General features: G+C 58.1%; 12 protein-coding genes and 1 pseudogene. 4 read left to right on the top strand and 9 right to left on the bottom strand.

Annotation, left to right across the window (positions count from 1 at the left end):
- Positions 1 to 218: 218 nt before the first annotated feature.
- The 4 genes and pseudogenes from VFU50_08755 to VFU50_08740 all read right to left on the bottom strand — a co-directional run bounded on the left by VFU50_08755 (position 219) and on the right by VFU50_08740 (position 4819).
- Entirely contained in the window at positions 219 to 797 is a 579-nt protein-coding gene (locus VFU50_08755; protein HEU5232935.1) for a cytochrome c, read from the bottom strand.
- 212 nt (positions 798 to 1009) lie between these two features.
- Positions 1010 to 3529, bottom strand: a complete 2520-nt coding sequence (locus VFU50_08750; GenBank protein ID HEU5232934.1) for an ABC transporter permease — start codon at positions 3527 to 3529, stop codon at positions 1010 to 1012.
- A 173-nt stretch (positions 3530 to 3702) separates the two neighbouring features.
- A complete protein-coding gene (locus VFU50_08745) occupies positions 3703 to 4107 on the bottom strand; it encodes a DUF302 domain-containing protein (GenBank protein HEU5232933.1) in 405 nt (134 codons plus the stop codon).
- A 262-nt stretch (positions 4108 to 4369) separates the two neighbouring features.
- A pseudogene (locus tag VFU50_08740) lies at positions 4370 to 4819 on the bottom strand (redoxin domain-containing protein).
- Positions 4820 to 5036: 217 nt separating this feature from the next.
- Between VFU50_08740 and VFU50_08735 the strand changes: the two are divergent.
- From VFU50_08735 to VFU50_08720, 4 genes are all read left to right on the top strand, one after another.
- Positions 5037 to 5711, top strand: a complete 675-nt coding sequence (locus tag VFU50_08735; protein HEU5232932.1) for a TetR/AcrR family transcriptional regulator — start codon at positions 5037 to 5039, stop codon at positions 5709 to 5711.
- A 59-nt stretch (positions 5712 to 5770) separates the two neighbouring features.
- Entirely contained in the window at positions 5771 to 7480 is a 1710-nt protein-coding gene (locus tag VFU50_08730; protein HEU5232931.1) for a long-chain fatty acid--CoA ligase, read from the top strand.
- Between the two features lie 140 nt (positions 7481 to 7620).
- On the top strand, positions 7621 to 8508 hold the full coding sequence (locus VFU50_08725) for a 5'-3' exonuclease H3TH domain-containing protein (protein ID HEU5232930.1): 888 nt from the start codon (positions 7621 to 7623) through the stop codon (positions 8506 to 8508).
- 87 nt (positions 8509 to 8595) lie between these two features.
- Positions 8596 to 8946 (top strand): hypothetical protein, encoded by a 351-nt coding sequence (locus VFU50_08720; protein HEU5232929.1) that lies wholly within the window; start codon positions 8596 to 8598, stop codon positions 8944 to 8946.
- Between the two features lie 119 nt (positions 8947 to 9065).
- Here the strand turns inward: VFU50_08720 and VFU50_08715 are convergent, their stop codons facing one another.
- From VFU50_08715 to VFU50_08695, 5 genes are all read right to left on the bottom strand, one after another.
- Positions 9066 to 10118, bottom strand: coding sequence for an alkaline phosphatase family protein (locus tag VFU50_08715; GenBank protein ID HEU5232928.1), 1053 nt, complete (start codon positions 10116 to 10118; stop codon positions 9066 to 9068).
- Between the two features lie 286 nt (positions 10119 to 10404).
- Complete coding sequence (locus VFU50_08710) at positions 10405 to 11082, bottom strand: DUF1326 domain-containing protein (GenBank protein ID HEU5232927.1); 678 nt, start codon at positions 11080 to 11082, stop codon at positions 10405 to 10407.
- A 75-nt stretch (positions 11083 to 11157) separates the two neighbouring features.
- Complete coding sequence (locus VFU50_08705) at positions 11158 to 11388, bottom strand: hypothetical protein (GenBank protein ID HEU5232926.1); 231 nt, start codon at positions 11386 to 11388, stop codon at positions 11158 to 11160.
- Positions 11385 to 12377, bottom strand: coding sequence for an FAD binding domain-containing protein (locus tag VFU50_08700; GenBank protein ID HEU5232925.1), 993 nt, complete (start codon positions 12375 to 12377; stop codon positions 11385 to 11387). The genes VFU50_08705 and VFU50_08700 overlap by 4 nt, the downstream gene beginning before the upstream one ends.
- The gene (locus VFU50_08695; protein HEU5232924.1) at positions 12374 to 14539 is read right to left on the bottom strand and encodes a xanthine dehydrogenase family protein molybdopterin-binding subunit; all 2166 of its coding nucleotides are present in this window, start codon (positions 14537 to 14539) and stop codon (positions 12374 to 12376) included. Before VFU50_08695 ends, VFU50_08700 begins: the two co-directional genes overlap by 4 nt.

Raw genomic sequence — 14539 nt, 5'->3', positions numbered from 1 at the left:
CCCATGCTGGTGTCGAAGGTGGCGTAAGTCCCGGGCTGACGAGCCATGCAGTTTCTCTCCGTTGTGAAAATGGCAAACGACTAATGTAAAGCATTTGCGAGCTGCGCGTGCGGGGCAGCGATTTCGTGGGCTCCGGATGCGGAGACCTTTCGCCCTCGACAAACTCGGAGCTGGCCATCCGGCCATCTCCGACCCACCGCCTACCGGCGCCGGTTCCGTTAACGCTTCGCGGCGGTTGAGCTTGCCGGCGCTGCTGCAGGTTGATCTGTCGGCAAAGGCTGATTGAGTAACAGCGTGACGTCGGGCGGGACTTTATCGAGATTCGCGAGCATGAGGCTCACCTGCCACATCTGCGTTTGACTGAGTGACTGTTGGAACGACGGCATGCCGGTCATGCGAATTCCATTTTCAACTTTCCAATAGGTCTCGCCGGGTGGATCGTCGGTTACACCGTGCTTTGGATCGATCAACTGTGGCGGACGTGGATACATGCCCTTTGCCACTGAGCTTGGGTTTCCTCCGCCGATGCCGTGGCACACGGCGCAGTGCTCGCGATAAATGTGCGCGCCCGCCATGTAGTTCTCGGCAGTGGGTTGAATCGCAACCGTCCGCGGATATTCCTTATCCATCCTGCCGTGCAGGCCCATCTTTGCGAACTTCTTTTCGAACGGCATTGCTGGAGCACCGGTCGCGACTGGCGCGTAACCAAAACGGAAATAACAGTACACGGTGATTGGGATGATGATCAGGCCAATAATCAATCCGAGCAGAAATGCAGGAAAGCGTGAGGGTCGCATGGCTCAGCATTGTAGTGGGTGAGGCGCAGAAACTTGAGCGTTCTCTGTGAAGAATGTTGAAGCTCAGCGATCGTCATTCCGAACGCCTGACGTTGGCGTGAGGAATCCCTGCAGTTGCCAATCACGCAACCTAGAAGTTCGTAGGGATTCCTCACTCCTGCCCCCGCGAACAGCGCGCGTGAGCATCCGTTCGGAATGACAGAAAAAAGCTGCTATTCGTAACGCAGCGCCTTGGTCGGATTCACACCTGCGGCGCGCCGTGCGGGAATCGTCGCCGCAATGAGCGCGACGAGGCTTACCAGCACCACAACGCAAGCCAGCGTGAAGGGATCTGTGTGTGACACGCCGTAGAGCTGGCTGCCGAGATAACGGCCGAGCAGGATCGCTGCAGGAACGGCAACTACGATGCTGATTCCCGCGAGCCAGAGCACCTCGCGCATGATCATGCCCACAACGGAACGGCGGCTAGCGCCAAGCGCCATGCGGATTCCAATCTCGCGCGTGCGTTGCGTAATGGAGAACGACAGCACTCCGTAGAGTCCCACCGCCGAGAGGAAGCTGGCGAGGATGCCAAAGCTGATGGCGAGAAAGGCGATGATGCTCTCGTTGGTGACATCGCTCTCGATTTGCGTATCCATGGTCTGCAGGGATATCAGCACAAGCTTGGAGTCCAGGTTCTGCATCGCGCTGCGCACAGTGTTCATCGCCTGATCCGGAGGTTGCCATGTGCGGATATAGAACTGCATGAAGCCAAGCTCGCGCCTCACGTCCGGCTGCCAATACGGAGCGAAGACGGTCGGCTGAATTTCCGAGCGCAGGGTTCCATGCTTGGAGTCTTTGACGACCCCGATAATCTGATATTCGGGTTTGTCCTCCGGAGCACCCCCGCGAGCGAAATTGCGGCCGATCGCGCGCTGTGCGTCGCCGAAATAGCGTTTGGCAAAGCTTTCATTCACCAGCGCAACCTTTGCGCCCGTGCCGTCCTGTTCGGTAATGTCTCGGCCTGCGACCAGTGGGATCTTCAGCGTCTCGAAATATTTTGTGCTGATTTGCTCCCACTCAACATTCATTCGCTCGTTCTCGCCCGGAGTGTAGCCCGGAATGCCGATGCTGCTGCGCTCATCATTGCCGGCCAATTCGGGATCGCTGGTTGCCGCAGCCGAGCGCACGCCGGGAAGAGCTGAAAGCCTGTCGTCGATGGTTTTGTAGAGCTGAGGATTCAACTCTGGCCGGTATCCGGCCATGCCCGGCGCAACTCCAAACGTGACCAGATGATCGGTAGCGAAGCCCACGTCCACGTTCTTCAGGTTGTGCAACGTGCGTACGAACAGCCCCGCTCCGAAGAGCAGCAAGAGGCTGAGTCCCATTTGCACCGCAACAAAGCCACGGCGCAAACGAAGCTGGCCGCCGCTCGAAGTCGTAAGCTGCTCTTTCAGTGTCTGGACCAAATTGGGACGCCAGAACTGCAGCGCCGGAGCCAGGCTGAAGAGCAGTCCGACTGCAATCGACACTCCGAAGTTGAACAGCAGAATCCGGGAATCGAGCCCCGACGAGAAGGGAATCTGGCCGACCGAATCGGTGAACAGCTTGTTTAACAACAATTGAGCGATCACCGGCGCGAGTACGATACCGAGAATTCCGCCTGAAAGCCCCAGCACAACGCCCTCGATCAGCAGTTGCTGCACTACGCGCATACGCGAGGCTCCGAGAGCGTAGCGAACCGACATCTCGCGAATACGTCCGACAGCGCGCACCAGCAGCAGTCCAGCGATATTGGCGCATGCGATCAGTACCACCAGGCCAACCATGGCCATGACAATGAGGAGCGGCGTTCCAATTTGGTCGCGAACCGGCGAAAAGCCGGTGGCGGAAGGAATCAGGTCGAGATGCGATTTATCGAGGAATCCCTGACGGAACTTCGGAGTGGCGTTCGGCATCGCCTTGAGTTCGTCTTCGCGGATTGAGTGCCAGAGCGGCGCGAGCCCAACCTGCGCCTGTTCTGCTGTGATTCCCGGTTTGAGACGACCGAAGATGTTGAGCCAGCGCGAGCGGCGATTGTCGAGATCGTTCCATCCCGGCGTGATCTGCGGCTTCATCATCATTGGCGTAAAGACATCCGGCGCCTGGCCAACGACGATGCTCCTGAAGTTCGGCGGAGCCACGCCGACTACGGTGAACGGATGGCCATTGATGAGGATGCTGTCGTTCACGACGCGCGGGTCGGAACCGAAGCGTCGCTCCCAATATCCGAAGCTGAGTACGACGACGGGATTGCGCTCCTGCACCTCATCATCGGACTGCACGAATAGCCGGCCGATCGCAGGTTTTATGCCCAGAACATCGAAGTAGTTTCCCGAAACCAGTTCGCCGTTCACGAGTTCGGGTTGGTTGCGCCACTGTATGCCGACTTGAACCTGGTCGGTCGCGAGCACGCCGTTAAACACCGTGTTCTTGTCGCGAATGTCTCGGTACATCGGGTAGGAGAAATAGTCTTTGTCGCTTCCTCCGTAGGCGCTCGTGCGTCCGCGATCGCTGCCCGTGGCGTTCAGCCTCACCAACTGTTCCGGATGTTGCACCGGCAAGCTGCGCAGCATGACTTGATCGAGCAGGCTATAGATCGCCGTGTTCGCGCCGATGCCCAGCGCCAGCGTTGCCACCGCCGTAAGCGTGAAGGCTGGCGACTTGGTCAGTTGGCGCAGCGCGAAACGAATGTCCTGGAGAAAGCTGTCCATGAGACTCCTTGGAGGATTAAAGACAAATATTCGAGCTACTGAATGCACGCCCTCGTCCATGAGACGTCATTTCTAAGTTATTGATTCAGTGAGGGTGCAGAGAATGGCCCTGACCGGAATCAACAGGGGATCGTTCGATTCCGGACAGCAACTCGACCTTCAAAATCCGAGCCTCAATTCGCGACTGCCTGCACTAGAGCTTCGATTCCGCTGATGTTTTGCAGCAGGTCATCCGGAATGGAATGGCGCTTGGCAAGATAGGCAGGCGAATTGTAGGAAAGCCAGGTTTGCCGCCCGGGATCCTCGCCCACGAGGATCTTTTGTGGAAGATCGAGCGCGGTGGAAGGAGCACCGAGCATCACCGGAGTTCCCAATTTGGGATTGCCGAAGATTACGAGCTTCGTCGGCGGCATACGGAAGCCGGCGGCTACGGCTTCGCCGCTGAGATCGATGGTTGCGAAGATCTTCATTCCCTTGCTGGTCAGTGTGCGCTCCAGCTTCTGCATGGTCTCGGCGAAGGGATGCTGGCTTCGAACACTTACAACACCATTGCCCTCTTTGCCTGCAGCGACAGACATAGAACCTCCTTTTTACGAGTAGGCGCCTTTAGTTCGTCAAAGCTGGCCGGACACTTCGTAGACAGCGGCAGGTCGTCATTGCATTCAGTGACTGCGCGCGCTTCCGCAAAGCTGGAGGAAAGTCGAGAAGTCGCAGTGATAGTCGCAGAACAGCGATAGTCGCAGAACAAAGAAGAAAACGGCGACGACCCAGCACAGTGATCTCCCGAATTTGGGCACTATGCTGGACTGCCGCCGTTGATGTGTCAAGAACTAGTGAGGATCAGCCCTTCATTCGCCGACGCTGGCAACTGGTGACGACCTCGGTCGGGTCGATGGCGTCGCGGTCTTTCTGCATCTCGACCACCTTTCCATCTTTGTCGATCAGGTAAGTCACGCGTCGCGCGGCTTTGTAGCTTGGGTTGTAGACGCCGTATTCCTTGCTGATATCGCCGCCCATATCACTGAGCAGCGGGAAGGTGACGCCGATCTGCTGCGCCCACGCTTTGTTGGCGAATGGACTGTCCATGCTTACACCCAGAACCTGGGTGTCTGTGCCTTCCAGGGTCTTCAGCTGATCCTGGTAGGCTTTCATTTCCTTCTCTCAACCGCCGGTAAAGGCGAAGACGTAGAAGGCGAGCACGACATTCTTTTTGCCGTGGAAGTCGGAGAGTTTTACTTCTTTCCCATTCTGATCGCGCAGCGTGAAGTCGGGCGCGGTGTCGCCGACTTTGACCTTCGGATCGGGCGTTGACGCCTGGTCCGCCGCCATCGCCGAGATCGTGCCGAGCAACAGCGCTGCCGTCAGTAATGAGCCTATGGCCCTGGTTCGCATATGAGTTGCTCCCAATAAAAGCAAGTCAGATTACTCGCCGGTGAGCTAGAGCGTCAACCCTTGGTGTCTTGCGTCACGCGGCAAAAACCCAGTAGAGTGCAGTTTCAGTACCACCATGGCGCAAACCAGGCACGCGGGCAAGGCGAAAATACAGGCTGGGTCGCAAGAGCAGGGACGAGTTTCCCCGCGTATTTCGCCTAATGGAGCACGCGGAGGCGATAAATATCAGCGGATTCTCTCGGCGGCCATCGACGTGATCGCCGAAAAAGGATTCCACAGCAGCCGGGTCTCCGATATTGCCGAGCGGGCAGACGTTGCTGACGGCACCGTATATCTGTATTTCAAGTCCAAAGAGCAGATCCTCATGGCCGCGCTCGATGGGGCTTTCCAAGCTTTCTATCGTCTGGCGCAGCAGGAACTGAAGCAGGCGTCGAGTCCCAGAATGAAATTGCGCGTTCTCGCCCGCTTGCATCTGCGGGAGCTTGGCCGCAACCGCAGCCTGGCAGTCGTGCTGCAGACCGAACTCCGCCAGAGCGCCAAGTTTCTTGCTGAGTTTTCCCAACGCGAGCTGAAAGGATACTTCGACCTGATTCGCGAGATCATTCGCGAAGGGCAAGCTGCCGGCGAGATTCGGCGCGATGTCTCCGATAAGCTTGCCGCCGCTTGCCTATTTGGTGCTCTCGATGAATTAGCCACCGCTTGGGTCTTAGGTACACGCGAGCACGATCTCGCCGCAGCCGCTGATCCGGTAATGAACCTTCTCTTCGCCGGCATGGAGGTTCGCTCCTGAGCCTTCGCACTCTCAACGACATCTTCTTCGTTGCGGTTGACCGCGACCTGCCGCGCGTCATGAGCTACGAACGCTCAGATACCTGGTGCGACATCAGCTCGCGGGAACTATACGCGCGCGTGTACCACACGGCGCGCCAGTTGCAGCAGTGGGGGATCGCGAAAGGTGATCGTGTCGCGCTGATCGCCGAGAATCGTTTTGAGTGGGCAATCACTGACTGGGCTTGTCTGTTACTCGGCGTCGTAGACGTACCCATTTACCCGACGCTCACTGCTGAGCAGACCGAGTTCATGCTGGAGAACTCCGGCGCTCAAGCAATCTTCGTTTCCACTCAGAAGCAGCTCGAAAAGATCCTCAGCATCCGAGCGCGGACCAGGCTCGAGCACGTCGTGGTGATGGACGAAATCAACACCGCTGAAGCGATGCGCATGAGCACCATCATGCAAGCCGAGGCGCCAGTCGATCGCGATGCGCAGTTCGACACGGCCGCGAAGGCCGTTGCTCCCGACGATCTCGCCACCATCATCTACACCTCGGGAACGACCGGTGTCTCCAAAGGCGTGATGCTCACGCACGGCAACATCGCTTCCAATTTGGAACAAACAGGGCAGAGCCTCGGCTGGCAGCCCGGCCAGGTTTCCTTGTCGTTTCTGCCGTTATCGCATGTGACTGCGCGACACGTTGATTATCTGTGCTTGTTGCGCGGTGTCACGCTTGCATACTGCCCCAGCTTCGATGAACTGGCGGCGAAGTTGCAGCAGACGCGCCCGCACCTGTTCGTCGGCGTTCCGCGCGTTTACGAGAAAGTCCGCCAGGAGGTGGATCGTCGGGCGAGTTCCGGACTGAAACACAAGATCTACGCCTGGGCGCTGCGGATTGGGCAGCAGCATCGGGCCGAGATCGTGCGCGGCGAAAAGCCTTCAGATTGGCGCTGGAAGGCCGCCAATAAGCTGATCTACTCGAAGGTTTATGCATGGTTCGGAGGACGCACGCAGATGTTTGTCTCCGGCGGCGCGCCACTGGGAATCGATCTCGCGCGCTGGTATGCCGATGTGGGCATTCGCATCCTCGAAGGCTATGGCCTCACCGAAACATCGCCAGTGATCGCCGTAAATACTCCCGAGGCAAACAAGCTGGGCACGGTAGGCAAGCCGCTGGCGAATGTCGAATGCCGTATCGCGCCTGATGGCGAACTGCTCGTGCGCGGTCCTTCGATATTCAAAAGCTACTGGCATAATCCTGCGGAAACCGCCAGAGCCTTCGAGGGCGATTGGTTCAAAACAGGCGACATCGGCACAATCGATGCGTTGGGCTTCCTCAGCATCACCGATCGCAAAAAGGACCTCATCAAGACCAGCGGCGGAAAGTTCATCGCTCCGCAGCCGATTGAGGCCAAGCTGAAGCTGTCGCCTCTTGTCGCGCATCCGATCGTCATCGGTAACGGACGGAAGTTTGCCAGCGTGATTATTTCACCCAACTTTCCCGCTTTGGAACAATGGGCGCGGGAGCGAGACATAGCGTTCCACTCGCGGGAAGAGTTGGTAAGCGATGCCAGGGTGATCGAAGAGTTCGATCGCATTCTAGCTGATGTGAACCAGGACCTCGCGCACTTCGAAACCATAAAGAAGATCGTGCTCGTTCCTGACGACTTCACCGTCTCCGCCGGCGAGGTAACGCCAACGTTGAAGCTGCGTCGCAAGGCGATCGAAGAGAAATACAAGGAGCAGATCGATTCGCTGTATTCGAACTTAGCGACGGTCTCGCGCTAACGGAATCACGGACATCATGCCTGAGTTCCCAGGTTCCACGACAAGATCATCGAGGTCCGGGGTATTTTGAGTTCGGTTCAGCGCGGCGTTCGCAGCCGCAAGAAACCCGGTTGCCTTGACGGGTTACGGCGGCAGTTCTGATGAAAGTCCATCTCATCGACGGCACTTACGAACTGTTCCGGTACTTCTTCGCGCTGCCGAGCTCGGTCGATGCCACCGGGCAGGAGATCGCCGCAGTGCGTGGCGTCACGGCTTCAGTCCTGTCGATGATCGAAGCCGGCGCGACGCATATCGGCGTTGCTACCGATCATGTAGTCGAGTCCTTTCGCAACGACTTGTACGCCGGATACAAAACCAGCGAAGGCGTGCCTCCGGAACTGCTCTCGCAATTTCCAATTCTGGAAGATGCGCTCCGCGCTCTCGGAGTAGTGGTTTGGCCGATGGTCGAGTTTGAAGCGGACGATGCCCTCGCCTCAGCTGCCGCAAAAGCTTCGCTGGATGAGCGCGTCGAGCAAGTGATCATCTGCACCCCGGATAAGGACCTCGGGCAGTGCGTTGTTGGTAGTCGAATCGTCCAACTCGACCGCCGCCGCGAAATCCTGCGCGATGAAAACGGCATAGTCGAGAAGTTCGGGGTCAAGCCGAAATCCATCCCTGACTTTCTCGCCGTGGTTGGCGACACTGCCGACGGCTATCCTGGACTTCCCGGTTGGGGAATGAAGGCGGCAGCGCTGGCTCTTTCCCAATACGAGAATCTGGAAGCAATCCCAAAGGATTGGCAGAAATGGCATCCCAGCATCCGTCGTGCCCGCGCTCTCGCCGAGTCGTTGTTCTCGGATTGGGAAGATGCGCTGCTTTTCCGCAAGTTGGCGACTTTGCGGCTAGACGTGCCTGTTTTCAGTGACTTGGACGAACTGCGCTGGACGAGCCCTCGCGCCGACTTTGGGGTCGTCTGTGAACGATTAGGCGTTCCCGAATTGGCCAAACGGGCAGAAGCAGCCCGAACCCAAATTGAAAAAAGTTCTTGACAGTTTCCGTGACAATGATGAGAATGCCTCCCCGTCCCCCCGAACCAAACTGATAAACGATCAGCTCTGAGCCTCAGGAGTACCCCTATGCAATGGCTCGGCCCCAACATCGCCGACAATTACGAAAGCTCACACTGGCCGGTGCTGCTTTCCGTCTGTCCGGACATCGAGCGGATGCAGAACCGGGAATACACCCTTCACGCTGCAGGGTATGTGGTTGCTTCCGCCAGCACGCTGTTTGCGGCGGAGCAGATGTGTCATCTCTGCAGCTTCGATCTGGTACTGCTCGATCGAGAATGCGCTCCGGACGACGAGGCTGCCGACCTGTTGGAACGCTATCCCAGTATTCTCGTTGAACATGGAATGACCGAACTGGAGCTTCTTTCAAAGCTGCGAGAAGCACTGCAAACAGAGCGCGCGACAGTTGCCGTTCACTAAGGCGCGCGTTCGAGGCCGTCGAAGAAAAGACGGTCGACCGCAAAACTTCCTGCTTCCGGACGGAGTTTCGCGAAGGCGCGGCACCCAACGATTAAGCCGTGCCTTCCCGCTCTCGCTGCCTAGAAGAAGTCAGTCATATCCGCCGCAGTCGCCGACGCGCCGGGGTAGGTCGTAATCCCAAGCGCATCGAGCATGGTACGCAACATGTTCTCGTGCTTGTACAGCGTCGATGAGACGGTCTGCGGTTTTACTTTGGGACCGATCACAGCCGTGTACACCTGTTCTGGGCAAGCCCCCACGGCTCCATCACACTCGTCGAACGTGACAAACAACAGTCCGTCTTCGCCCGGCTGGAATGCCGGCGAGTTCAGCAGCGGAGAGACGTTGTTGGCCAGGAAAGTGTCGGCCTGCCCAACGCTGCCGTCATGGGCATCGTTGTTCACGTCGGGAATGATCAGCGAGTAGTTGGGGAGCTGGTTGGACGCAAGATCAGTCGCGAATTGCGTGAACGGCACGATTTTCTGCTGTGCCGACGGCGTCTTGATCACGTAGTCGTACCACTTCGCGGGATTGTGCCGGTCAACGTACGCGCCCGAGTCTCCGCCCATGTATCCGACACTGGGGAGCGATTGAGCGTAGAGCTTCCAGGTCAGGCCAGCTCGATCCAGCTCAAGGAAAATGTTGTCATCGGTAATTGGCGATGAACACGCATCGCCCTGGCAGCCAAAGTCGTTCGTGCCTGCTGGAAGTGTGCAATTCTGCGCGTTGTGACAACTGCCAGACGAGAGCCACAGATAGTCCATCAGCGACCCGGGCGTGTCTGCGTGGTAATTCAAGGTGTAGCCGTATTGATTTCCCTGTGAGACCAGCCACGGCATTCCGTTCGGGTACACCTCGCTGAACATGTGGTTCTCCTCGATTACCAGCACCACGTGCGATGAATGAGGAACAGCACTGGGCGTGGGCGTAGGAGTGGGCGTCGGAGTTGGCGTGGGGCTTGGTGTGGGAATCGGAGTCGGTGTTGGATTGCCGACAGGAGTCGGAGTTGTAAGTGAGCTCGCATTCGATGCAGTTACCGTGCTGCTGGTTCCACAGCCTGAGATGAAGGCAGCTCCAGCAGAGCAGCCGATTATGAGTGCAGTACTAAGAATGTTTTTGCGAGTAGATCGCATTCAACCTCCACGGGGACTTCGTGGAGGCTACGGAAGCATCTACTCTGGATGGATCAGGTAAGGGTCTTACTCTTAGCCCGAAAGGATACCCAAGGCAAAGTTAAGGGTTAAATGACACGAGTTAAGTGAGCGACCGGGGCTCAGCGTCAGTACCGTTCGCGGTAGCGAATGGGTGATTCTGTATCTGGTGTTCGACACCGGCGATCCGATCAAGGATTCGCGCTTACAGCAAGTCGGCCACTGCAAGCGCGATCAGCCCGATAGGGAGTCGTTCCCGATTTGGGTCTTACTCGGCGAAGCTGCCGACGAAGGCGCTGCGTTTGCCGTGACGATCCCAGTCAACACCTAATCCGGGACCTTGATACTCATCGGTCATGGCGACAGCCGCCATCGAGTGATTCAGCTTGGCCAGCGGAGGATAATAGGTGACCTCGGCGCCACAGGAATGATCGTTCTCGGTGAGAGCCCGTGTGCGGATCTCCGCCAACTGCCCGGCGCGGAGGATTCCCTGGCCGTGATGAGCGGCGTCGTGAAAGACACTCATCTCGATCGTAGTGGGGATCACTTTCACCACGTCGGAAACCAGCTTCCCACCCATGTGCTCGGCGAAAGAAACCAGCGCCTCACGCTGGGCCGGTGTAGCCTGCTCATCGACCAGCATCACCGACTTTGCCGGATAAGGGCTGGCGTAAGGATCTCCAATGGTCGCGCTGGCCTTTACAGCGGCAATCACGGTGAGTCCATCGAGGTTCTGCCCGTTCCAAATCCCATGGTTCACATGCCAGGCAAGTAGCGCCTGATCGCCTGTAAGGTTGACCTCGCTGTTCGCAAAGCACTGGGCCACGTACACGTCAGCGCTGCGGCTTTCCAGATAGTCACCGCTGATCTTCTGCGACGGCTGGCTGGCAAACGAGAGGGAAGTCAGAATCAGAGCGGAGAAGAGAGAAGTAAATAAACTGCGCATAAGGAACTCCCTGAGGATTTCGATGCCTGAGCAGCAAAATTCTCTTCTACATTTTATCGCTGGCGGGCGCATAAATCAGCCGCATTTGCCGGTGTGACACTCTCGATGCGACCGGCAATTGCCCGGCTCGGCGAGTTTGCCGTCAGGTCCAATGCAGGTCTGCGTGTGCACGCACCAGAAGTTGCCGTCGTTGCAGGGTGGGACAGTGGGATCTGGCTCGACGTTTAGGTAGATCCGTTTCCAGCGTAGCGAGGGACACAGGTCCGGATGGTTCGTGTTGAAACGTTCCCGTTCGTCGACAATCATGCCCGTTCTCCTTTCGCCGCCTGCAGGATGGCGCGTTTGACCGCAACCCGAGCCAACTTGATCTTGTGCTTGTTGCGGCCGAGGCTTTTGGCGTTCGCTACAGCCGCAGCTCCAGCAGCGTCGGCCGTTTCTTCCGAAATAGATTTCCCATTCAGGGCCTGAGCCGCTTCGTTTGAGACCCAGGGGATTGGCGCGACGTGGCTCATCACGACCCGCGCCGCGCGAACGCTGTCACCGTTCATGTCAAGAATCACGGAAGCGGTTGCATACGGCCAGTCGAAGGCCTCTTTCTGCCGGATCTCATAATGGGAAACCTTGGCTCCGGCAGGCGGAGCCGGAACCACGATGTCGGTGACGATCTCGTTTGGACGCACGTCATGCTCGCGTTCGTTTTCCGATTTGGGAATTACGAAGAATTTCTCCAGTGGAACCTCGCGCGGTCCGCCCGGACCCAGCAGTCGGATTCTGGCGTTGTAGGCGATTAATACGGGAGCAACGGTCGACGGGCTCACGAAGTAGGCCGGACCATCGTTTCCCAAAATGGCATGATGGCGATTGTCACCTTCGAGCACCAGCGACTTGCCGTCTGGTCCAATGGCCAGCAGTCCAAATCCATTTCGGAACCACCAGCATCGCGGCCTCTGGCACATGTTGCCGCCGATGGTCGCGACATTGCGAATCTGCGGACTGGCAGCATCTCCGGCGGCTTGCGCCAGGATGGGATAGTGCTGCTTTACCTGGGCATGCTCGGAAATTTCGAGCAGCGTCGCCAGTGCTCCGATGCGCAATCCCTGCGTGCCATAGGTGATGCCGTGCAGGTCACTGATGCTCTTTACATTCACCAGGCGCTTGGGATGAACAATGTCGTCTTTCATCAAGCCCAGCAGATCGCTGCCGCCGGCGAGCACCTCGGCGTCGTTCCACTGTTTGCCCAGCAGCGCGACTGCCTGCTTTTTCTCTTTTGGGACGGTGTATTCGAAGGCTCTCATGCTTTAGCTCCTTCGGACTCGGCTTTCTCCAGTGCCTCCAGCACGCGCTCCGGAGTGAGCGGCAGAAATGGCACACGGACTCCGATGGCGTTGGCCACTGCATTCGAGATGGCAGCGCCCGGCGATACCGTCGGAGGCTCGCCGATGCCGATCACGCCACGCTCGTCGTAGCCGGGGCCGCTCATTAAGTGGACGACCAACTCACCGACATCACCCAGGCCGGCCAGGCGGTACATATCCATGTTTGAGTTCAGCATCGTGCCCGTGGTCTGGTCCATGACCTTCTCTTCGTAAAGCGAGTAGCTGATGCCCATGATCATGGCGCCGAGCACCTGGCTTTCCGCCTGCTTCGGGCTGATCACCAGGCCGCAGTCCTGCACGCCGACCATCTTGTTGATTTTGACGATTCCCGTTTCGGTATCGACGGAGACGTCGGCCATCTGCACGCCTCCCACGCCGCTGTTGGTCAGATCGCCCTCGCCGGGATTGGTGCCGTGAGCGGTGATCGAAGTCGCTCCCAATTTGGCACAGGCTTCTTTCCAGCTCAGGCTGCGGTTGTGATCGCTGGCTACTCGAACACGTCCATCGGCGGCTTCGAGATCGCCAGGTTGAGCATTCAGGGCGGGAGCGACTTTGGCGAAAAGTTGGTTCTTTGCGTCGGTTGCGGCGCGGAAATTGGCAGAACTTACGCCGCCAATCGTGCTACTGCCGCCAGAGGCGCTGTCGCGCGGATACTGGTTGTCGCCGATCAGCAGATTGATCTGGTCCATGGGAATGCCGAGCGTGTCGGAGACGACCTGCAGAATCGACGTGCGCGTGCCGGTGCCGATGTCCTGCGTTCCCATTTTGACTTCGACCGATCCATCCGGATGGATGGTTAGATCGGTGTTGCTGTTATGTCCGCGTCCACCCCATGTGTGCAGCGCGAGACCGAGTCCCTGCTTCACCGGTCCGGCGGTCTTGTCTCCGCGAGGATGCCAGCGCGCCTTCCAGCCCATCAACTTGTCCGCGACATCGAGCTCTTCCGAATAAATCTTCGAACGCGGATCGAGCAAGTCGATGTTCTTCTTCACGAAGTCGAAGGTGTCCATATTTAACTTCGCAGCAAGATCATCCAGCGGGCACATAGTGAGGACGCACGCCTGCGGATGGTTCGGCGCGCGCCAAGCGCGCGATGGGCCGATGTTGTTGACGACATTTACGTGCTGCTTCTGCTGATTCGGAACCTTCCACACGTACGGAATCGGCGGAGAACCGCCACCACCGACGCCGCCCGTACCCCAGGAATAGGATTCCCACGCGAGCAGCGTGCCGTCTTTCTTGGCGCCGACTTTCACTCGCGCCCGAGCCGACGGACGACAGCCGGCCGTCTCAAGTTCTGGCTTACGGTCGAGCATCATTTTTACCGGCTTGCCGCCGGCTTTCTTCGAAAGCTGCGCGGACGCCACTCCCCAGGGATCAAGGCCGAGCTTGCTGCCAAAGCCGCCGCCGACGTGATCCTGATGAACATGAATGTTCGAAGCAGGGAAGTCGATGGCCTTGCCAAGCTGTTCGGCGATGCCGGGCACATTCTGGGTGGAGATGTGCACGAAGAGGTGGTCTGAGTCAGGCCACTCGGAGATGCTGCCGTGTGTCTCCAGGCAGCAGTGCGTGATTACAGGAGTTCCGTAGTAGCCCTCGTGAACTACTTCCGATTGCTGGAACGCGCTGGTCGGATCGCCGCTGGTTTCTTTCAGCGCGACTTTGTACCACTCGCTCTTCTCGGCTTCGCTGAGATCGGGTTCCTTTTCGTCGAGTACCAAGTGGGGAAGCTGCTCGTACTCAACTTTGATAGCGCGCACTGCGTCGCGAGCGGTGGGCTCATCGACTGCAGCGACGGCGACCACGTCGGTTCCAGCCCAGAAGATCTCTTTGCCGACATCGTTGATCGGCAGTACTGCAACTACGCCGGGCATCTTCTCGGCGGCGCTGGTATCAATCTTAGTGACCTTGGCATGAGCGTATGGGCACTTCACACCGTGCGCATAGAGCATGTTGGGACGCACAAGGTCATAGGTGTACTTCGCGCGTCCGGAGGATTTCACCGGGCCATCGACACGGTTCATGCGTTTGCCGATTACTGTGCGTTGATCTGCTGCAGGCCATTTGTAGTCGGTTGCCAT

The sequence above is a fragment of the Terriglobales bacterium genome (assembly GCA_035764005.1).
GTDB lineage: Bacteria > Acidobacteriota > Terriglobia > Terriglobales > Acidobacteriaceae > Gp1-AA112.
The sequence above is the reverse complement of the archived record's forward strand: the minus strand, read 5'-3'. Positions and strand labels throughout refer to the sequence as shown.